The organism is Allochromatium palmeri (assembly GCF_009720725.1).
GTDB lineage: Bacteria > Pseudomonadota > Gammaproteobacteria > Chromatiales > Chromatiaceae > Thermochromatium > Thermochromatium palmeri.
The window spans coordinates 20395-40148 of sequence record NZ_WNKT01000029.1 but is presented as its reverse complement, the minus strand read 5'-3'; the positions used below and the strand labels follow the sequence as shown (position 1 = coordinate 40148).

Sequence of the window (19754 nt, the reverse complement as noted above, 5' to 3'; positions counted from 1 at the left end):
ATTCCGTGTCCGTATTCTTTTGTCAGAGTCTGCCGGAGGGCGGAAGATGCAACGACAGGCCGGAGTACTATACGTGGTAGCCACGCCGATCGGCAATCTCGGCGATCTCAGCGCGCGCGCGCGTCAGGTGCTCGCCGAGGTCGATTCCATCGCCGCCGAGGATACGCGCGAGACACGTCGTCTGCTCGCGCATTGCGGGATCTCGGCCGAGCTGATCGCCTATCATGATCACAATGAGTCCGAGTTGACACCGCGTCTGCTGGAGGCGCTGGAGTCGGGACAGCGCCTGGCCCTGGTCTCGGACGCGGGCACGCCACTGATCAGCGATCCGGGTTATACCCTGGTCGCGGCGGCCCGTGAGCGGGGTTTGAACGTCGTGCCCATTCCGGGGGCAAGCGCGGCCATCTGTGCGCTCTCGGCCTCGGGACTGCCGAGCGACCGCTTCCTCTTTCTCGGTTTTCCACCCCGTACCCAGTCTCGCCGCCGGGCCTGGATCGAGTCGGTCGCCCGTGAACCGGGGACGCTCATCCTCTACGAAAGCGCCAAGCGGGCACTGGAGACGCTGCGCGACCTGCAAGCGGTCCTGGGTGATGGACGGCGTTGCGTCATTGCGCGCGAGTTGACCAAGCATTTCGAGACCTTTCTACTCGGTCCGGCCAGCGAACTCATCATGCGTCTGGAGTCGGATGCAGAGCAGCGTCTCGGCGAAATGGTGATTTTGGTCGAGGGTTGTCCGGAGTCCGAAACCGATGCGTCGCGCAACGAATCCATCCGGGTCTTACGCCTTCTCTGTGAAGCCATGCCGCTGAGTCAGGCGACAGCCGTAGCGGCCCGTCTGACAGGCGCCAAAAAGAACGCGCTCTATCGGTTGGGTTTGGAGCTGAATCTCGGTGCCGAGTCCAGTTGATCACTCCGCTTGGGCGGTGCTGGCAGGGCTGTACATAGATGGCGCATGGCGCGCGACAGAGACCGATGTAATTTGTTAAGATATCGCGCTAAGGAGTTGGCCAGACAGTCGCTCTTTCCGCTTGGAAAGGGAGGAAAGTCCGGGCTCCATCGGGCAGGGTGCCAGGTAACGCCTGGGGGGCGCGAGTCCACGGAAAGTGCCACAGAAAAGATACCGCCGGTTCGGGCTTCGCTCGCGCCGGTAAGGGTGAAATGGTGCGGTAAGAGCGCACCGCGCTGGTGGCAACATCAGTGGCAGGGTAAACCCCACCCGGAGCAAGACCAAATAGGGGAACATGCAGCCTCGGCTGCGGCGCGCGGCCCGCGCGTGTTCCCGGGTAGGTCGCTTGAGGCGCGCGGTGACGCGCGTCCCAGATGAATGACTGTCCGCGACAGAACCCGGCTTATCGGCCGACTCCTTACCCCTTCTCTTTCGAGCATTCCGCTGTCCGTCGGCTCGACCTCATCGCGAATGACCTTTGGATTCAGGGTGATACAAACACCCTGATACATCGTTTACTTATCGATGTTTGTTCATGTCATTTCTGAGCTTTTGGATTCACCGCGCTGAATCGCTAGTATTTTTTCAGTACTTCGGGTTTGTGTCAGCTTCACTCTGTAAGTCGCTGACTCTCAAGAATAAAGGCTAAGGATTTCTTGACGTTGATCTAGACCCTCTCTAACATGGCTGGGAAGTGGGAAAGAGTGGGGAAATAGGGGGCGTTTCGCTGCAAGCAAGCCGCTTGGGAGGACGCTGGTGTTTCGTGGCCTGACCATTGTCAGCCTGGATGCCAAGGGGCGTTTGGCGATTCCGTCCAAGCATCGAGAGCAACTGGAAGAACTATCCGGTTCGCGTTTAGTCGTCACAGTGGATCGCGACCGCTGCCTGCTGCTCTATCCAGAACCTGAGTGGATCATCATCGAACGCCAGTTCGCCGCGCTCCCCGCGCTCGATTCAACGGCGCGCGCCTTGCAACGTCTCTACGTCGGTAACGCGCAGGAAGTGGATATCGACGCCCAGGGGCGAATTCTGCTGCCGCGCTATCTGCGCGAATTCGCCGCGCTCGATAAGCGGGTCGCTTTCGTGGGGCAAGGCGTCAAGTTCGAGATTTGGGACGAATCGGCCTGGCAGGCGCGCACCGAGGCGGCCCTGAACGATTTGGCCATCAACGAGCTGGCGATGGCCTCAGGACTCGGCACGCTGACTCTGTGAGTCAAGACGCCACACTCAGAATTTTTGATTTTTCAACGATCGAACCGCCCTGAGTCCGGGTCGTTCCGGATGGATTCAGGCTCATTGACGTGGAACGCGCAACGCCATCTGCATCGGCGGTTCGGAGAAAACTGTTTTGTCGCACAAGCCCGTATTACTGGAGGAGACTGTGTCCGCCTTGCTGGTGCAGCCGGACGGAATCTATGTCGACGGCACCTTTGGCCGTGGCGGGCACAGTCGCGCCATTCTTTCGCGGCTCGGCGCGTCTGGTCGTCTACTCGGCCTCGATCGCGATCCCGAGGCCGTTGCCGTCGGTCAGGCGCTTGCGGCTGAGGATTCGCGCTTCTCGATCCACCGGGGGTCTTTCGGCGACCTCGGCCGTCTGCTCGCCGAGGCGGGCCTCGAATCGCGGCTGAACGGTTTATTGCTGGATCTGGGAGTTTCCTCGCCGCAGTTGGATCAGCCTGAGCGTGGGTTCAGCTTCATGGCCGATGGTCCGCTGGACATGCGCATGGATCCCGACAGCGGTGAATCGGCCGCGCAATGGCTGGCGCGCGCCGACCAGTCCGAGATCGCGACCGTCTTGCGTGAGTTCGGCGAGGAGCGTTTCGCCAATCGCATCGCGCGCGCCATCGTCGAGACGCGCGTCCAGAGTCCGATTCGCTCGACGGCACAGCTGGCCGAACTGGTTGCGCGTGCCGTACCCAGGCGCGAGCCGGGCAAGCATCCGGCCACGCGCACCTTTCAGGCACTGCGTATTCAGGTCAATGGCGAGTTGGAGGCACTGCACGACTGCCTCGATCAGGTCGTCGACCGATTGGCGATCGGCGGACGACTGGTGGTCATCAGCTTCCACTCGCTTGAAGATCGTCCCGTAAAGCGCTTTATCCGTCGCGAGTCCAAGGGACCGGAGCTGCCCAAGGGCGTTCCAGCGCGCGCAGTCGACGTCCAGGGGCGCCTGCGTCCCATCGGCAAGTCGGTGCGTCCCTCAGCGGCCGAGGAGACCCAGAATCCGAGAGCGCGCAGCGCCATCATGCGTGTCGCCGAGCGTTTGCCATGACGCGCGTTCGACTGCTCACGGTCGCCGGATTCATGCTGGCCGTCATTCTGACGGCCGTCGGTGTCGTGCATACCAAATATCTGACACGCATCCATTTCGCGCATCTGCAAGATCTGCGCGCCCAGCGCGATGCGATCGACGTTGAATGGAATCGTCTGCGTCTCGAAGAGGCCGCGCTCTCGACCCATGTGCTCGTCGAGCGCAAGGCCCGCCGCGAACTCGGCATGTTCGCCCCCAGGGTCGGTGATGTACTTTTGATCGAGGAGCGCGCTCATGACCGTCAGTAATCGTCGCTCCCGGCGGCCCCTGCCAGCCCCGCAACCCCGCCGCATGCCCAATTTCGTTCTGCGCCGCCGTCTCCTGGTTGGTCTGCTGTCGCTGGCCTTTGTCATGCTGGTGTCCGGGGTCTTCTATCGGCAAGTCATCCAGACCGAGTTCCTGCAGCGCGAGGGTGAGGCGCGCTATCTGCGCGATGCCGTCATTCCCGCCCGACGCGGCATGATCACGGATCGCAACGGCGAACCCTTGGCCGTGAGCACGCCGGTCGAAACGGTCTGGGCCGAGCCGCGCAAGTTGATCAATCATCTCGACGCGATTCCGGCGCTTGCCGGCGCGCTCGGGATGGATGCAGCCTTTCTGCGTGATCGTATCGAGTCCAACCGCGATAAGGGCTTTCTCTACGTCAAGCGGCGCGTGACCTTTGATGAAGCGCGTGCGGTGCGCGAGGTGATCGCACAACACAAGATCGAGGGCGTCGACTTCGACAGCGAATATCGTCGTTTCTATCCAGGCGCCGAGGTCTTTGCCCATGTGATCGGCTTCACCAACATCGAAGACCGGGGGCAGGAAGGCATCGAGCTGGCGTACGACAAGGTGCTCAAGGCCGAACCTGGCCTGCAGCGCGTCATTCGCGATGGGCGCAAGCGCACGGTGCAACAGGTCGAGCAAGTCAGTCCGCCGCATCCTGGACATGATCTGGTGCTGACTCTGGATCGTCGGTTGCAGTATCTGGCCTATCGCGAGCTGAAAGCCGCTGTGACCGAACACAAAGCCAAGGGTGGAACGCTGGTGGTGCTCGATGTCGCCACCGGCGAGGTGCTGGCCATGGTCAATCAGCCGAGCTTCAACCCCAACAGCGATCGCAGCGGCGGCAGCGAGCGGCGGCGCAATCGCGCCGTCACCGATGTCCTTGAGCCAGGTTCGACGCTCAAGCCGTTCGTGGTCGCTGCCGCACTCGAAAAGAAGGTCATCACACCGGCCAGCCGCTTTTCGACCGCACCCTACAACATCGGTCGCAATGTCGTCCGCGATGTGCACAACTATGGCACCCTGGATGTGACCGGCATCATCACCAAGTCGAGCAATGTCGGCTCGGTGAAGATCGCCCAGTTGATGAGCTATGGCGACCTCTGGACGCTCTACGACCAGCTCGGATTCGGTCATTCGACCGGCGTCGGTTTTCCGGGCGAGAGTCGCGGCATTCTCCGGCACTACTCGACCTGGCGTCCCTTCGAGCACGCCACCCATGCGTTCGGTTATGGCCTTTCGGTGACTTCGCTGCAACTGGCCCAGGCCTATCTGGTGCTGGCCGCCGATGGCGTGAAGCGACCTGTGACGCTCTTCAAGCGCGATCCGCTGACGCCGGTTTCAGCCACGTCCGAGGAGGCGCGTCTTCTGAGTCAGAGTACGACTCGCCGGCTGCGGGCCATGATGGAGACCGTTGTCTCCGAACAGGGCACAGCCAGGCAGGCGATGATCGCCGGCTATCACGCTGCCGGCAAGACTGGCACGGCTAAAAAATCGGCGGGCAAGGCCGGTTATTCGAGCAACCGCTATCAGTCGGTCTTCGCTGGATTCGTGCCGGCCGACCGGCCGCGTTTCGTCATGGTAGTCATGATCGACGAGCCGGGGGCCGGCGCCTATTACGGCGGCGTGGTCGCGGCGCCCGTCTTCCAGAAAGTAATGGAAGGTGCGCTGCGGCTGTTCAACGTCTCGCCTGATGATCCCGAGCCGTCGATGATGCTCGCGCAACAGGCTCAGGGAGCCACGCCATGAAGAGGCGTCAGGATCGATTCGATTCAGTCATCGGGCTGATGTGTGTCGAGCGGGAGGCGTGGCATTGATGTGGACGCTTGCTCAAGCCATCGCGCGTGCGGGCGGCAGGCTGCACGGCGCTGATGCCCGCTTCTCGTCGGTCGGCACCGACTCGCGTGCCGACTGTGCCGGTCAGCTTTTCGTGGCGCTGCGTGGTGAGCGTTTCGACGGACATGAATACGTCGCAGCGGCGCAAGCGGCCGGGGCCGTGGCGGCGATGGTCGATCAGCCGCTGTCGTTCGATCTGCCGCAGTGGGTGGTCGACGACACCCGGCTCGGTTTGGGACGGCTGGCGGCCGCCTGGCGTGATCGCGTCCCCGGTCGGGTGATCGCCATCACCGGCAGCAACGGCAAGACCACGGTCAAGGAGATGGTCGCCGCCATCCTGGCCCAGGCCGGACGGGTGCGCGCCACGCGCGGCAATCTCAACAACGACATCGGCATGCCGCTGACGCTCCTGAGTGCGCGCGATGAGGATTTTCTGGTGCTGGAGATGGGCGCCAACCATCACGGCGAGATCGGCTACATGACTGAAATCGCGCGCCCCGAGGTGGCTCTGATCACCAATGCCGGGCGCGCGCATCTGGAAGGCTTCGGCAGTGTCGAGGGCGTGGCACGCGCCAAGGGCGAGATCGCACGCGGTCTGCCGCCGGACGGTGTCTTCGTTGTCAGCGGCGACTCGCCGTATCTGGGACTCTGGCGCGAGCTGGCTGAAGGACGCCGGATGCTGACCTTCGCCCTGGATGGCGCCGCCGATCTGGCGGCTAGCTCGGATTCGATCCGGGTCGAGTGGGGCGCCGCTGGTTTTCGTACCAGCTTCGTGGCGTGTGTTGCCGGTGAAGACTGGCCGCTCGCGTTGCCTCTGGCCGGTCATCACAATGTCCGCAATGCGCTGGCCGCCGCGGCGGGTGCGCTGGCGCTCGGTCTCGATCGCGCGGCCATTCGCGCCGGTCTGGAGAGCCTGACCCCGGTCAGGGGTCGGCTCTACCCCCGGCTCTGTCGCGGGGTCGGGGTCATCGACGACAGCTACAACGCCAATCCTGACTCCATTGCCGCCGCCATCGCGGTGCTGGCCGGACTCGACGGGCGGCGCTGGCTGGTGCTCGGTGATCTGGGCGAGTTGGGACCGGACGCCGCACGGCTGCATGCCGAGATCGGCGAACAGGCACGCACCGCCGGACTGGACCATCTGCTCACAGTCGGCACCCTGAGCGCCGAAGCCAGCCGCGCCTTTGGCACAGGTGGCGAGCATTTCGCCGATCAGGACGCACTCCTGGCCCGGCTCAAGGCTAATTTGAACTCCGGCGACCGTGTCCTGGTGAAAGGCTCGCGTCTGGCCCGGATGGAACGCATCGTTGAGGCGCTGTGCGCCGAGGACCGTATCTAGATGTTGCTGTATCTGACCGACTGGCTCACCGAATACTACAAGGGATTCTCGGTGTTCCGCTATCTGACCCTGCGCGCCATCCTTGGAGTGTTGACGGCACTGGCCATCGCGCTCCTGGTCGGACGGCCGATGATTCGCCGTCTGCGCGCCTACAAGATCGGCCAGACTGTGCGCGACGACGGTCCGCAGAGCCATTTATCCAAGTCCGGCACCCCGACCATGGGCGGCGCGCTGATCCTGGTGGCCGTGGCCATCGCGACCCTGCTGTGGTCGGATCTGGAGAACCGCTATGTCTGGATCGTGCTGTTGACCACGCTCGCCTTCGGCATCGTCGGTCTGGTCGACGATTACAAGAAGCTGGTCAAACGCGACCCGCGCGGTCTGATCGCGCGCTGGAAATACTTCTGGCAAACCGTCTTCGGTTTCGGAGCGGCTGTCGCGCTCTACATGACCGCCAGCTCGCCGGCTGAGACTGCGTTGCTGATTCCCTATGCCAAGAACCTGAGCATCCAGCTCGGTCCCTGGTTCATCCTGCTGACCTATTTCGTCATTGTCGGTTCGAGCAACGCGGTCAATCTCACCGATGGGCTCGATGGTCTGGCCACCATGCCGACCGTGCTGGTCGCCGGTGCACTGACCATCTTCGTCTATGCAGCCGGCCATGCCCAGATCGCTAACTATCTGCTCATTCCCTATCTGCCCGAGGTCGGCGAGCTGGCGATCTTTTGCGCGGCACTGGTCGGGGCCGGACTCGGATTCCTGTGGTTCAACGCTTATCCGGCGCAGGTCTTCATGGGCGACGTGGGTGCGCTGGCGCTCGGTGCCGCGCTCGGCGTCGTCGCGGTCGCGGCGCGTCAGGAGCTGGTGCTCTTCATCATGGGCGGGGTCTTCGTTGCTGAAACCATCTCGGTGATGTTGCAGGTACTGTCCTTCAAGCTCACCGGCAAGCGCATCTTTCGCATGGCGCCACTGCACCATCATTTCGAGTTACAGGGCTGGCCCGAGCCGCGTGTCATCGTCCGTTTCTGGATCATGACCGTGGTCTTGGTGCTCATTGGTCTGGCGAGCCTGAAGATCCGGTGAACGCCATGGCATCCGCATCAACGGCCATCGACCGCTCGCTGTCTCCCGAACCCAAGACGCTGATCGTGGGTCTGGGCAAGACGGGGCTGTCCTGCGCGCGTCATTTGAGCGCGCGCGGCGTGCGTGTGGCCGTGACCGACAGCCGTGAACGGCCACCCGGCCTGGAGCGGCTCCAGTCCGAGTGTCCTGAGGTTGCGGTCTTCATTGGTGGCTTCGACCCGGAGGTCTTCGCGGCGGCTTCAGAACTCGTCGTCAGTCCGGGGGTGCCGATCGCTGAGCCGCTGATCCAGCAGGCGATGGCGCGCGGCGTGCCGGCTGTCGGCGACATCGAACTCTTTGCGCGCGAGATCAAGGCCCCGCTGTGCGCCATCACCGGCTCCAACGGCAAGAGCACCGTGACCACCCTGGTCGGACTCATGGCGCGTCTGGCCGGACGGCGGGTTGCGGTCGGCGGCAATCTCGGTGAGCCGGTGCTCGATCTGCTCGCGCCGAATGTCGAGCTCTATGTGATCGAACTCTCCAGCTTTCAGTTGGAGACCGTTCCGAGTCTGCGCGCGGATGTCGCCGTGGTGCTCAATGTTTCGGCCGATCATCTCGACCGCTACCCAAGCCTCGACGACTATGCGCGAACCAAGGCGCGCCTCTACCAGGGCGCGCGGATCGCTGTGGTCAATCGCGACGATCCGATCGTGGCCGCCATGCCGCGCGACTCCGAGCGCGAGATCGGCTTCACGCTCGGCCGGCCTGAGGGCACGGACTTCGGTGTGCGCGTGCTCGACGGTCAGCCCTGGATCTGCCAGGGCGAGGAGCCGATCCTGCCGACCGCTGAGGTCCGCATTCCAGGCCGGCACAATCTGGCCAATGCGCTCGCGGCCCTGGCGCTCGCGCATGCCAGCGCGATCCCCATGGCCAGCGCGCGCGAGGCATTGCGGGCCTTTCCAGGGTTGTCGCATCGCAGCGAATTCGTCGCCGAGCGCGCGGGCGCCTGCTGGTACGACGACTCCAAGGGCACCAATCCAGGCGCGACCATGGCCGCCCTGGACGGTTTGATCCCGGCTGGTGGAGCGGGGCGTGTGGTGCTGATCGCCGGCGGCGAGGGCAAGGGCGCTGATTTCACGCCACTGCGTGCGGCCGTCGAACGTGCGGCGCGGGCGGTGGTACTGATCGGACGCGATGCCCCGCTGATCGAGTCGGCACTGAGCGGTACGGTCCCCCTGATTCGAGCCGCTGATATGGACGAGGCCGTCGAGCTGGCCGCCGAACGGATCGCGCCGGGCGACTGTGTCCTGCTCTCGCCGGCCTGCGCCAGTTTCGACATGTTCGATAACTATGAGCATCGCGGCCAGGTCTTCGCCGAAGCCGTGCGGAGGTTGTCGCCATGACGGCGACCGTGCGTGCGAAACCCTTGCCCCAGACGCGCCGGGTGCGCCAAGTCCAGCCTCTGGACTATCCGTTGCTGCTGTGTGCGATCGGGCTGCTGGCCTTCGGCTGGGTGATGGTCACCTCGGCCTCGATGTCGATCGCCGAGTCCTGTTGTCAGAATCCTTTCCATTATTCGATCCGGCACGCCATTGCGCTGGGTCTGGCGCTGGTGCTGGGTCTCATGGCCTATAGCGTGCCGACCAACTGGTGGGAGCGTCATGGCACCTGGCTCTTTCTCTGCAGCTCCCTGGTGCTGATTCTGGTTCTCGTCCCCGGCATCGGCCGCACCGTCAACGGCGCAACGCGCTGGATTCCGCTTGGGCCGCTCAATGTGCAGCCCTCCGAGTTCGTCAAGCTGTTCGCGATCCTCTATGTCGGCGGTTATCTGGTGCGCCACGCCGACAAGGTGCTGAATCGATTGTCAGGCTTCATCCGCCCGCTGATCCTGATCGGGATCGCGGCGGCGCTGATTCTGATGCAGCCTGATTTCGGCACGACGGCGGTCATGCTGGCGACCGTGATGGGGATGCTGTTTCTGGGCGGCGCCAGTCTCCTGCCCTTCATCGTGCTGCTCGCGATCGTTGGAGCTGGGCTCGTCACGCTGGTCATCTTTTCGCCCTATCGTTTGGAGCGGGTCATCTCCTTCCTCAATCCCTGGGAAGATCCGTTCAACTCGGGCTATCAGCTCAGTCAGGCGCTCATCGCCTTCGGACGCGGCGAGTGGCTGGGCGTCGGCCTGGGCAACGGGATTCAGAAGCAGTATTTCCTGCCCGAGGCGCATACCGACTTTCTGGCCTCGGTGATCGGCGAGGAGCTGGGGCTGGCCGGGATGCTGGTGCTGATCGCCGCCTTCGCCTTTCTGGCCTGGCGCGCCATGTCGATCGGTGTGCGTGCCGAGGCGCTCAAGCGCCCGTTCGAAGCCTATGTGGCCCAGGGTATCGGACTCTGGATCGGGCTTCAGTCCTTCGTCAACATCGGTGTCAATGTCGGCATCCTGCCGACCAAGGGCTTGACCCTGCCATTCATGAGCTATGGGAGTAACAGCCTGATGGTCGGCTGCATGGCGATCGCCATTCTGCTCCGTATCGATGTTCTCCTGCGTCAAGTGGAATCCGAGGCGCGGCTCAAACGAGGTATGTCATGGTCGCGCGTCTAGCCGTCATGGCCGGTGGCACCGGTGGTCATGTTTTTCCAGCGCTGGCGGTCGCCGAATATCTGCGTGATCGCGGGGTCGAGGTGTTCTGGATCGGCACTCAGGCCGGCATGGAGTCGCGTCTGGTGCCTGAGCACGGCTTCGAGCTGGAGTGGGTTGCGATCGAGGGCGTGCGCGGCAAGGGCGTTGCCCAGTGGCTCAAAGCGCCCTTCCGGCTGCTCGGCGCCTTCGGGCAGGCGCGCGCGATCCTGCGTCGACGCCGCCCGACGGTTGTCCTCGGCATGGGCGGCTTTGTCTCCGGGCCTGGGGGCTTAGCGGCGCGCGCACTCGGGCTGCCGCTCGTCATCCATGAGCAGAATTTCGTCCCCGGAATGACCAATCAGTGGCTGGCGCGTGTCGCCACCCGCGTCTTCGAAGCCTTTCCGGGAAGCTTTCCGCCCGCGCGCGGTGCGGTCGTGACCGGCAATCCGGTGCGCCAGTCCATCCTGGATCTGCCCGCGCCCGCCGAACGGCTGGCTGGTCGCTCAGGCCCGGCGCGTTTGCTGGTGCTAGGCGGATCGCTGGGTGCTCAGGCGCTCAACGAAACCGTCCCCCAGGCGCTGGCCCTGTTGCCGCCGGAGCAACGCCCACTGGTGCGCCATCAGGCCGGTGAGCGCACCCTGGATCTGGCGCGCGCGGCTTATGGCGAGGCTGGGGTCGAGGCCGAGGTCGTGGCCTTTGTAAGCGACATGGCCGCGGCCTATGCCTGGGCCGATCTGGTGGTCTGCCGCTCCGGCGCCCTGACCGTCTCTGAATTGGCGGGAGCCGGTATTGGTTCGATCCTGGTGCCTTATCCGTTTGCGGTCGACGATCATCAGGTCGGCAACGCCCGTTATCTGTCCGAGGCCGGTGCGGCACGCTTGATCATCCAGCGCGATCTGACGGCGGCGGGTCTGGCCGAGCACTTGAGCACGCTGTTCAGCGATCGCGCCAGGCTTCTGGCGCTGGCCGAGGCCGCGCGCCGACGCGCCCAGCCCGAGGCCACGGCCCACATTGCCAATGCTTGTCTGGAACTCTCCGCCCCGGAGGCGCGCTCATGAGTCCCCATCTTCAGCACACAGCGGCCCACATGGGGCGGGTGCGCCGTCTGCATTTCATCGGGATCGGCGGGTCCGGCATGAGCGGTATCGCTGAACTCATGGCTAATCTGGGCTATGACGTCGCCGGTTCCGATCTGCGCGACAGTGAGGTGACGCACCGTCTGCGCGATCTCGGGATCGAGATCTTCATCGGTCATCGTGCCGAGCAGGTGAGCGAAGCCGATGCCGTGGTGGTCTCGACCGCGATCGATGAGTCCAACCCCGAGATCCAGCAGGCGCGCGAGCGGCGAATTCCGATCGTGCGCCGCGCCGAGATGCTCGCCGAGCTGATGCGCTTTCACTATGGCGTCGCGGTCGCCGGCACCCACGGCAAGACCACGACCACCAGTCTGGTGGCCAGCATCCTGGCCGAGGGCGGACTGGACCCGACCTTCGTCATCGGCGGACGGCTCAACAGCGCCGGAGCCAATGCGCGTCTCGGAACCAGCAAATATCTGGTGGCCGAAGCCGACGAGAGCGATGCGTCCTTTCTGTATCTCCAGCCGATGGTGTCGATCGTCACCAACATCGACGCCGATCACATGCGCACCTACGGCAACGACTTCGACCGGCTGCGCCAGACCTTCATGGAGTTCCTGCAACATCTGCCTTTCTACGGGCTGGCGGTGCTCTGTATCGACGACGACGAGGTCCGCGCGCTCGCACCTCAGGTTCCACGCTCGGTGCGTACCTATGGCACGCGCCCCGAGGCGGATCTGCGCGCCACCGACATCCGTCAGTCGGGGATGCAGACGGCCTTTCTGGTTCATAGTGCCGATCTTGAACAGCCGCTAGCGGTCACGCTCAATCTTCCGGGGCGGCACAATGTGCTCAATGCCCTGGCGGCGATCAGCGTGGCGCTCGAACTGGGTGTCGACGAGCAGGCGATCGTGCGCGCCCTGGACAGTTTCCAGGGCGTTGGTCGGCGCTTCGTGGCGCACGAGGTCAGCGATCCACTGGGGCGGTCGTTTTTGGTCGTCGATGACTACGGCCATCATCCGCGCGAACTGGACGCGACCCTGACCGCCGCGCGCGAGGGCTGGCCGGAACGGCGTCTGGTGCTGGTGTTCCAACCCCATCGCTACAGCCGCACCCAGGAACAGTTCGAGGACTTCGTCGAGGTGCTGTCGACACTGGATGCGCTGGTGCTGTGCGATGTCTATCCAGCCGGCGAGATGCCGATCCCAGGGGCCGATGGACGGGCTCTGAGCCGGGCCATCCGCACTCGTGGCGAGCTCGACCCGATTTTCGCCCAAGGACTGGAGGTGGTTCCAGGACTGCTGGCCAACATCCTCCACGACGGCGACATCCTGCTCGTGTCGGGCGCGGGCGATATCGGTGGTCTGGCGGCACGTCTGCCGGGCCTGATCAAACAGGGACTCTGAGATCAATGGGGGCTGGGCAGATGGATGGACGATCCTACATAAGTCAGTTGGCGATGGGCTGTGGCGAATCGCTGCGCGGTGAATGGCGCTACGAAGAGCCACTGTCGCGTCACACGAGCTGGCGTGTCGGCGGTCCGGCGCGCCGGCTCTATCGCCCGGCCGATGCCGAGGACCTGATCGCGCTCATGCGTCAGCTCGACCCCGACGAGCCGCTGCTCTGGCTCGGGCTGGGCAGTAATCTGCTCGTCGACGATACGGGGTTTCCGGGGACCGTCATCCTGACCCAGGGCACCCTGAATGCCCTGGAGCGGCGCGGCGAGACCTGCCTCTACGCCGAGGCCGGCGTCTCCAGCGCCAAGCTGGCTCGCTTCGCTGCGCACCATGACCTGACGGGAATCGAGTTTCTGGCCGGGATTCCCGGCACCCTGGGCGGCGCTCTGGCCATGAATGCCGGGGCCTGGGGCGGTGAGACCTGGAATTTCGTGCGGCGTGTCTGGACACTCGATCGACAGGGACAGGTCCGCGAGCGCGTGGCGACCGACTATGTGCCAGGCTATCGTGAGGTCCAGGGGCCGGCGGGTGAGTGGTTCCTGGCGGCTGAACTGGAACTGGCGCCAGGCGATGGTGCCGCGAGTCTGGCGCGCATCCGCGCGTTGCTCGACCAGCGTGCCGCGACCCAGCCGGTCGGACAGCCGAGCTGCGGCTCGGTGTTTCGCAACCCGCCGGGAGACCATGCCGCGCGTTTGATCGATGCGCTCGGACTCAAGGGTGCACGGATCGGCGGGGCCGAGGTCTCGGACAAACACGCCAATTTCATTATCAATCGGGGCGGGGCGACGGCGACCGACATCACGCGCCTGATCAACCATATCTGTGAGACGGTCGAGCGTCGCACGGGCATCCGACTGGTGCCCGAGGTACGGCGCATCGCCGGAGAGAGACCATGATGATCGAGACGACCCGGTCAGCCGACCGGTTTGGCAAGGTGGCGCTGTTGATGGGCGGTCGCGCTGCTGAGCGCGAGATTTCGCTCAGAAGCGGGCACGCGGTACATGAGGCGCTGGTACGGCTCGGCGTGGACGTCGAACCGCTCGACCCGGATGCAACCGTCCTGGAGCGGCTGCGTGACGGCGGATTCGACCGGGCCTTCATCATCCTGCACGGTCGCGGCGGTGAGGATGGTCAGATCCAGGGCGCGCTGGATACACTCGGCCTGCCCTATACCGGCTCGGGGGTGCTCGGCTCAGCACTCGGCATGGACAAGTATCGCTGCAAACTGGCCTGGTCCGGCTGCGGCCTGCCGACGGCCGACTTCGTGTTACTGCGTGACGAGACCGATCTGGCGGCCGCGGCCGAGCTGGGCTTTCCGCTCATGATCAAGCCGGTTCACGAGGGTTCGAGCATCGGCATGTCGCGCGTCGAGTCGGTCGAGGCCCTGGAGCAGGCCTGGCGCGCCGCCGCCGAATTCGATTCGCTGGTGCTCGCCGAGCGTTGGATTCAGGGCACCGAGCTGACCTGTGCCATCCTCGGACGTGAAGCCTTGCCGATGATCCGGCTGGAGACGCCGCACGTCTTTTACGACTATGAGGCTAAATACAGTGCCGACAGTACCCGCTATCATTGTCCGAGTGGACTCGATGTCGACCTTGAAGCGCGTTTGCGCACACTGGCGCTGCGCGCCTTCGATGTGCTCGGCGCCAGCGGTTGGGGCCGGGTCGACATGATGCTCGATGCCGCCGGTCAGCCCTTCCTGCTGGAAATCAACACGGTTCCCGGCATGACCGATCACAGCCTGGTGCCCATGGCCGCGCGCGCGGCCGGCATCGATTTCGATGATCTGGTCTGGCGCATTCTCGAGACGAGTCTGGAACAGTGAACAAGGCGGTGAATACGCCCGAAACGCGTGTGACCGCGCGTCCGGCGCGGATGGGGGTGCGCCTGCGCGCGCTGCTCGGGATACTGATCTTTATGGCGCTCGGCGGGGCCGGCTGGCTGCTGCAGCGCTGGGAGCCGACGCTGTTGCCGATCCGGGTCATCCAGGTCGAGGGTGAGATGCATCATCACTCCTCCCAGCACCTGCAGGATCGGCTGACCGAGCGGCTGCACGGCGGTATCCTAACGGCGGATCTGGTCGATCTCAAACGCGCCGCCGAGGATCTGCCCTGGGTCGGGCAGGCAAGCCTGCGCCGGGTCTGGCCGGATACCTTGCGGGTACAGGTTCAGGAATACCGGCCCATCGCGCGCTGGGGCCTGGATGGGTTGGTGACGGCGGATGGGGTCGTGTTCCGTCCGCAGGGCGGTACCATTCCATCCAATCTGCCCATGCTTGAGGGCGATGACAAGCGCGCGCCCGAAGTCACGGCACGCTATCTGAAATGGCGCGATGCGCTCGAACGCATCGGTCATGGGATTCAGCGGCTGTCGGTCGATCCTCGCGGCGATTGGCGTATTGAGTTGGTGTCTGGCGCCGAGCTGCGTTTGGGGACGATCTCGGTGGAAGAACGGCTGGCACGCTATCTCAAGAGTGCGTCCCAGTTGGAGTCGGCGGGGCGGCCATTGACGGTCGATCTACGCTATAGCAATGGGTTTTCAGTGAAATGGGCGCCAAATGCGGACACGCGCGTACGGGCGCATCCCGATCGCGTGGCGCGCGTGGGTAATCGAGGGTAAATCTGGATGTCGCGACGTAACGACAAGAGTCTGCTGGTGGGTCTGGATATCGGAACCTCGAAGATCGCCTGTCTGGTTGGCGAACTCAAGGACGACGATCAGATCGAAATCATCGGCATCGGCACCCATCCCTCGCGCGGACTCAAAAAGGGGGTGGTGGTCGACATCGAGTCCACCGTGCAGTCGATCCAGCGCGCGGTCGAGGCGGCTGAGCTGATGGCCGATTGCGAAATCCACTCCGTCCATGTTGGAATCGCCGGCAGCCACATACGCAGTCTCAACTCGCACGGCATTACCGCGATCAAGGAGCATGAAGTCAATCAGAATGACGTCGATCGCGTCATCGAAGCGGCGCGTGCGGTGGCCATTCCAACCGATCAGAAAATTCTGCATATCCTGCCGCAGGAGTTCATCATCGACGACCAGGAAGGGATTCGCGAGCCGATCGGGATGTGCGGCGTGCGTCTGGAGGCGCGGGTGCACATGGTCACGGGCGCTTCGAGCGCGGCGCAGAACATCGTCAAGTGCATCCGTCGCTGCGGTCTGGAGGTCGACGATCTGGTGCTGGCGCAACTCAGTTCGAGCTATGCGGTGCTCGGCGAGGACGAGAAGGAACTGGGTGTGTGCTTGGTCGACATCGGCGGCGGAACCACGGATCTGGCGGTCTTCACCGATGGTGCGATCCGTCACACGGCGGTTATTCCGATCGCGGGCAATCAGGTCACCAACGACATTGCCATCGCACTGCGCACGCCGACCCAGCACGCTGAGCAGATCAAGATCCAGCATGCCTATGCGTTGACGCAGCTTGAAACCAATGGGGATAGTATCGAGGTGCCGAGCATCGGCGATCGTCCGCCGCGGCGGCTCTCACGCCAGACCCTGGCCGAGGTCGTTGAGCCGCGCTACGAAGAGCTGCTGACCCTCCTGCAAAACGAGCTGCGTCGCAGTGGCTTCGAGGATGTGATCGCTGGCGGCGTGGTGCTGACTGGCGGCAGCGCCAAAATGCGGGGCCTGCTCGAACTGGCCGAGGAAGTGTTTCACATGCCGGTGCGTCTGGGGGTGCCCAATCGCATCCTCGGCCTGTCGGAGGTCGTCGACAATCCGATCCATTCCACCGGGGTGGGGCTGTTGATGTATGCACGTCAGCATCGCTTTGCGCGTCGCCCGGAACTTGCGGAGAGTTCCGGGCTGAAGGGGTTTTTGACGCGCCTGCGCAACTGGTTTCAAGGGAATTTCTGATTTGATCGATGGGGCTTGATATTGAGCGCCATCAGAACTGAGTACGTTTGAGGGTCGGTCGGGGCGTGTCGAGCGCGTCGACCGAGTCGGGGGTGGTCTTGGGACTTGCGTCCAGGGCCAGAATTCAAAGTTTATGGTGGCGCATGCCGTGCGCCGGGGAGTAGATCAATGTTTGAACTGATGGATACCCACAGTCAGAATGCCGTCATTAAGGTCATCGGTGTCGGTGGTGGTGGCAGCAATGCGGTCAATCACATGGTGGCCTCGACCATCGAGGGCGTAGACTTCATCTGCGCCAACACCGATGCGCAGGCGCTGCGTAACTCCAACGTTAAAACCATTCTGCAGCTGGGCGCCGCTATCACCAAGGGACTCGGCGCCGGTGCAGACCCCGACGTGGGCCGGCACGCAGCACTCGAAGACCGCGACCGCATTCAGGAAGCGCTCGAAGGCGCCGACATGGTGTTCATCACCGCCGGCATGGGCGGCGGCACGGGAACCGGCGCGGCGCCCATCGTGGCCCAGGTCGCCAAGGAACTGGGCATCCTCACCGTGGCCGTGGTCACCAAGCCCTTTCCCTTTGAGGGTACCCGGCGTCGACGCATCGCCGAGGAAGGAATCTCGGAGCTGGCTCAGCACGTCGATTCGCTCATCACCATCCCCAACGAAAAACTGCTGGCTGTGCTCGGTAAGGACATGAGCCTGCTCGACGCTTTCAAGGCCGCCAACGACGTGCTCTTCAATGCCACGCAGGGCATCGCCGAGCTCATCACCTGTCGTGGTCTGATCAACGTCGACTTCGCCGACGTCAAGACCGTCATGTCCAACATGGGCGTGGCCATGATGGGCACGGGTTCGGCACGTGGCGAGAATCGTGCGCGCGAGGCCGCCGAGGCCGCCATCAAGAGTCCGCTGCTGGAAGACATCGATCTGGCCGGCGCCAAGGGCATCCTGGTCAACATCACCGCCGGTTCGACCCTGACCATCGGGGAATTCCACGAAGTGGGTGACACCGTGCGTGATTTCGCCGACGACGATGCCACCGTGGTCGTGGGCACGGTCGTCGATCCGCAGCTGGAGGACGAACTGCGCGTGACCGTGGTGGCCACCGGACTCGGCGACCGACGTGTGAAGGTCAAGCGTGCCGCCGGCGAACCGGCCATGCGTCTGGTGACGGGCGACCCTGATGAGACCACGCCTGACTATCGCGAGAAGGAGCGTCGTCCGCCCACCTATCGCAAGGGCGGCAGTCCAGCTGCTTCTGATCAGAGCGATGAGAAGGATCTGGATTATCTGGACATTCCAGCATTCTTACGTCGTCAGGCGGATTGATCCGGAGTTTCCCTGTACTGATAAAGCGAGTAAAAACAAAGCGCTTTAGCGTGTTTCATTATTGTGCTTGAAAAAATTTCGGGAAAACCCTAACATAGATGCCGTCGCGCCTGCTTCGATGGACGCGCGACGGTATCTAGCAGGATCCGAGACGTGAACTCGGCATCCGAGTCAAACAGCGGGCTGAATACCCCCAAAGAGCCGCTGTGGATTGCGATGGGAGACCCCGAATCGATGCTCAAGCAGCGCACATTGAAAAACGCCATCCGGGCGATCGGAGTCGGCCTGCACACGGGCGAAAAGGTCGAACTGACCCTGCGCCCGGCGGCGCCTGATACGGGAATCGTCTTTCGTCGCACCGACTTGGATCAGCCTGTCACACTCAAGGCGACGCCATTCAATGTTGGCGATACGCGGTTGTCGACAACCCTGGTCAATGGCGATGTGCGGGTCTCGACCGTCGAGCACCTGCTCTCGGCCTTCGCCGGTCTGGGGATCGACAACGCCTATGTGGATCTGGCCGCCGCTGAGGTGCCGATCATGGATGGCAGTGCGGCGCCCTTTGTCTTTCTGCTGCAATCCGCCGGCATGGAGGAGCAGCCCAAGGCCAAGCGGTTCATCCGCATCAAGCGCCCGATCGAAGTGCGTGATGGTGACAAGTTCGCGCGTTTCACCCCCTATGACGGTTTCAAGGTGACATTCTCCATCGAGTTTGATCATCCGGCGTTTCAATCGCGCTCGAATCAGGCAGTCATCGATTTTTCGACCGCCTCCTTCGTGCGTGAGCTGAGTCGGGCGCGGACGTTCGGTTTTCTGCGCGATATCGAGGCGCTGCGTCAACAGAATCTCGCGCTCGGCGGCAGTCTGGACAACGCCGTGGTGGTGGATGAGTACCGCATCCTGAACGAGGAGGGGCTGCGCTATGAGGACGAGTTCGTCCGGCACAAGATCCTTGATGCCATCGGCGATCTCTATCTGCTGGGCCATACCCTGATCGGTGCCTTCGAGGGCCACAAGTCGGGACATGCGCTCAACAATCTGCTGGTGCGCGCGCTCGTCGCCGACGAGACCGCGTGGGAAGAGGTCGTGTTCGAGGACTCCTCGGTCGCGCCCATCTGTTATGCCCAGCCGGTTCCTGCGCTCTAATCCTCCTGCCCTTCGGGCGCGGCGCGTGCGCCATGTCGCGCAAGTCGCCTGAACGCCTCGCTCAGGCGCGGATCACGCTGATGCTCCGCCGCCTCGAGCAAATGTTTCGCCGCTGTTTCCGAAAGCCGAGGACGCCGGCTTTTCTCATCCTGATTGGCCGCTATGTGCTCAGGCAGTCTGATCTGAAATCCAACCGCTTCGACGTGGTAAGATTTCAAAGATGTCAAAATCTCCCCGGATAGAAAACGCGCGCGTGTCAGCCATGCCGTGGAATCGAGAAACAGCGTCAATCGACCATCGGCAAGCTTCAGGTCCAGGCAATGACGATCGAGTCTTCCTGGCAGCCGTGCCCGGATCTCGGCGACGAGCGCCTGTTCACTCTGTTCGAGATCGAGCTGTTCACGCGCGACTCCGTGATGGCTCAGATGCTCACGGATGTGTCGAAAACGCAGTCCCATCTCAATATCCTCTTTTTACTCAATCCTCTCCAACGCTTCCCGAGAC

The 19754-nt window shown here is 63.5% G+C and carries 18 protein-coding genes and 1 other RNA gene; 18 read left to right on the top strand and 1 reads right to left on the bottom strand.

The window, feature by feature from the left end:
- Window positions 1–46 precede the first annotated feature (46 nt).
- The 18 genes from rsmI to lpxC all read left to right on the top strand — a co-directional run bounded on the left by rsmI (window position 47) and on the right by lpxC (window position 19250).
- The gene (gene rsmI, locus GJ668_RS13045; RefSeq protein WP_155450580.1) at window positions 47–907 is read left to right on the top strand and encodes a 16S rRNA (cytidine(1402)-2'-O)-methyltransferase; all 861 of its coding nucleotides are present in this window, start codon (window positions 47–49) and stop codon (window positions 905–907) included.
- A 92-nt stretch (window positions 908–999) separates the two neighbouring features.
- Window positions 1000–1368: RNase P RNA component class A (gene rnpB / locus GJ668_RS13040), an RNA gene on the top strand.
- Window positions 1369–1702: 334 nt separating this feature from the next.
- Entirely contained in the window at window positions 1703–2158 is a 456-nt protein-coding gene (gene mraZ / locus GJ668_RS13035; RefSeq protein ID WP_186343089.1) for a division/cell wall cluster transcriptional repressor MraZ, read from the top strand.
- Window positions 2159–2270: 112 nt separating this feature from the next.
- On the top strand, window positions 2271–3218 hold the full coding sequence (gene rsmH, locus GJ668_RS13030) for a 16S rRNA (cytosine(1402)-N(4))-methyltransferase RsmH (protein WP_425482489.1): 948 nt from the start codon (window positions 2271–2273) through the stop codon (window positions 3216–3218).
- The gene (gene ftsL / locus GJ668_RS13025; protein ID WP_155450577.1) at window positions 3215–3505 is read left to right on the top strand and encodes a cell division protein FtsL; all 291 of its coding nucleotides are present in this window, start codon (window positions 3215–3217) and stop codon (window positions 3503–3505) included. Before rsmH ends, ftsL begins: the two co-directional genes overlap by 4 nt.
- Window positions 3492–5273, top strand: coding sequence for a peptidoglycan D,D-transpeptidase FtsI family protein (locus tag GJ668_RS13020; RefSeq protein WP_155450576.1), 1782 nt, complete (start codon window positions 3492–3494; stop codon window positions 5271–5273). The genes ftsL and GJ668_RS13020 overlap by 14 nt, the downstream gene beginning before the upstream one ends.
- 67 nt (window positions 5274–5340) lie before the next feature.
- Complete coding sequence (locus GJ668_RS13015; RefSeq protein WP_155450575.1) at window positions 5341–6699, top strand: UDP-N-acetylmuramoyl-tripeptide--D-alanyl-D-alanine ligase; 1359 nt, start codon at window positions 5341–5343, stop codon at window positions 6697–6699.
- Window positions 6700–7782: a phospho-N-acetylmuramoyl-pentapeptide-transferase gene (mraY, locus tag GJ668_RS13010; RefSeq protein ID WP_155450574.1), complete on the top strand. Its 1083-nt coding sequence runs from the start codon at window positions 6700–6702 to the stop codon at window positions 7780–7782.
- Window positions 7783–7787: 5 nt separating this feature from the next.
- Window positions 7788–9164, top strand: coding sequence for a UDP-N-acetylmuramoyl-L-alanine--D-glutamate ligase (gene murD, locus GJ668_RS13005; RefSeq protein ID WP_155450573.1), 1377 nt, complete (start codon window positions 7788–7790; stop codon window positions 9162–9164).
- Window positions 9161–10360: a putative lipid II flippase FtsW gene (gene ftsW / locus GJ668_RS13000; RefSeq protein WP_155450572.1), complete on the top strand. Its 1200-nt coding sequence runs from the start codon at window positions 9161–9163 to the stop codon at window positions 10358–10360. The genes murD and ftsW overlap by 4 nt, the downstream gene beginning before the upstream one ends.
- The gene (murG, locus tag GJ668_RS12995; RefSeq protein ID WP_155450571.1) at window positions 10345–11436 is read left to right on the top strand and encodes an undecaprenyldiphospho-muramoylpentapeptide beta-N-acetylglucosaminyltransferase; all 1092 of its coding nucleotides are present in this window, start codon (window positions 10345–10347) and stop codon (window positions 11434–11436) included. Before ftsW ends, murG begins: the two co-directional genes overlap by 16 nt.
- A complete protein-coding gene (gene murC, locus GJ668_RS12990) occupies window positions 11433–12860 on the top strand; it encodes a UDP-N-acetylmuramate--L-alanine ligase (RefSeq protein WP_155450570.1) in 1428 nt (475 codons plus the stop codon). Before murG ends, murC begins: the two co-directional genes overlap by 4 nt.
- A gap of 20 nt (window positions 12861–12880) precedes the next feature.
- The gene (gene murB, locus GJ668_RS12985) at window positions 12881–13807 is read left to right on the top strand and encodes a UDP-N-acetylmuramate dehydrogenase (protein WP_246194849.1); all 927 of its coding nucleotides are present in this window, start codon (window positions 12881–12883) and stop codon (window positions 13805–13807) included.
- Window positions 13804–14736, top strand: a complete 933-nt coding sequence (locus tag GJ668_RS12980; protein ID WP_155450569.1) for a D-alanine--D-alanine ligase — start codon at window positions 13804–13806, stop codon at window positions 14734–14736. The genes murB and GJ668_RS12980 overlap by 4 nt, the downstream gene beginning before the upstream one ends.
- Window positions 14733–15530, top strand: a complete 798-nt coding sequence (locus GJ668_RS12975; RefSeq protein ID WP_343032214.1) for a cell division protein FtsQ/DivIB — start codon at window positions 14733–14735, stop codon at window positions 15528–15530. Before GJ668_RS12980 ends, GJ668_RS12975 begins: the two co-directional genes overlap by 4 nt.
- A gap of 6 nt (window positions 15531–15536) precedes the next feature.
- A complete protein-coding gene (gene ftsA, locus GJ668_RS12970; RefSeq protein ID WP_155450568.1) occupies window positions 15537–16772 on the top strand; it encodes a cell division protein FtsA in 1236 nt (411 codons plus the stop codon).
- A 168-nt stretch (window positions 16773–16940) separates the two neighbouring features.
- The gene (gene ftsZ / locus GJ668_RS12965; RefSeq protein ID WP_155450567.1) at window positions 16941–18104 is read left to right on the top strand and encodes a cell division protein FtsZ; all 1164 of its coding nucleotides are present in this window, start codon (window positions 16941–16943) and stop codon (window positions 18102–18104) included.
- 234 nt (window positions 18105–18338) lie between these two features.
- Window positions 18339–19250, top strand: a complete 912-nt coding sequence (gene lpxC, locus GJ668_RS12960) for a UDP-3-O-acyl-N-acetylglucosamine deacetylase (RefSeq protein WP_155450593.1) — start codon at window positions 18339–18341, stop codon at window positions 19248–19250.
- Here lpxC and GJ668_RS12955 read toward each other — a convergent pair.
- Window positions 19247–19708 (bottom strand): DciA family protein, encoded by a 462-nt coding sequence (locus tag GJ668_RS12955; RefSeq protein WP_155450566.1) that lies wholly within the window; start codon window positions 19706–19708, stop codon window positions 19247–19249. The two genes, lpxC and GJ668_RS12955, sit on opposite strands and share 4 nt — an antisense overlap.
- Window positions 19709–19754 lie beyond the last annotated feature (46 nt).

Coding starts and splice junctions, on each gene's coding strand:
- rsmI (WP_155450580.1), top strand. CDS start 47: ATGCAACGACAGGCCGGAGTACTATACGTGGTAGCCACGCCGATCGGC.
- ftsL (WP_155450577.1), top strand. CDS start 3,215: ATGACGCGCGTTCGACTGCTCACGGTCGCCGGATTCATGCTGGCCGTC.
- GJ668_RS13020 (WP_155450576.1), top strand. CDS start 3,492: ATGACCGTCAGTAATCGTCGCTCCCGGCGGCCCCTGCCAGCCCCGCAA.
- GJ668_RS13015 (WP_155450575.1), top strand. CDS start 5,341: ATGTGGACGCTTGCTCAAGCCATCGCGCGTGCGGGCGGCAGGCTGCAC.
- mraY (WP_155450574.1), top strand. CDS start 6,700: ATGTTGCTGTATCTGACCGACTGGCTCACCGAATACTACAAGGGATTC.
- murD (WP_155450573.1), top strand. CDS start 7,788: ATGGCATCCGCATCAACGGCCATCGACCGCTCGCTGTCTCCCGAACCC.
- ftsW (WP_155450572.1), top strand. CDS start 9,161: ATGACGGCGACCGTGCGTGCGAAACCCTTGCCCCAGACGCGCCGGGTG.
- murG (WP_155450571.1), top strand. CDS start 10,345: ATGGTCGCGCGTCTAGCCGTCATGGCCGGTGGCACCGGTGGTCATGTT.
- murC (WP_155450570.1), top strand. CDS start 11,433: ATGAGTCCCCATCTTCAGCACACAGCGGCCCACATGGGGCGGGTGCGC.
- murB (WP_246194849.1), top strand. CDS start 12,881: ATGGATGGACGATCCTACATAAGTCAGTTGGCGATGGGCTGTGGCGAA.
- GJ668_RS12980 (WP_155450569.1), top strand. CDS start 13,804: ATGATGATCGAGACGACCCGGTCAGCCGACCGGTTTGGCAAGGTGGCG.
- ftsA (WP_155450568.1), top strand. CDS start 15,537: ATGTCGCGACGTAACGACAAGAGTCTGCTGGTGGGTCTGGATATCGGA.
- ftsZ (WP_155450567.1), top strand. CDS start 16,941: ATGTTTGAACTGATGGATACCCACAGTCAGAATGCCGTCATTAAGGTC.
- lpxC (WP_155450593.1), top strand. CDS start 18,339: ATGCTCAAGCAGCGCACATTGAAAAACGCCATCCGGGCGATCGGAGTC.
- GJ668_RS12955 (WP_155450566.1), bottom strand. CDS start 19,708: ATGGGACTGCGTTTTCGACACATCCGTGAGCATCTGAGCCATCACGGA.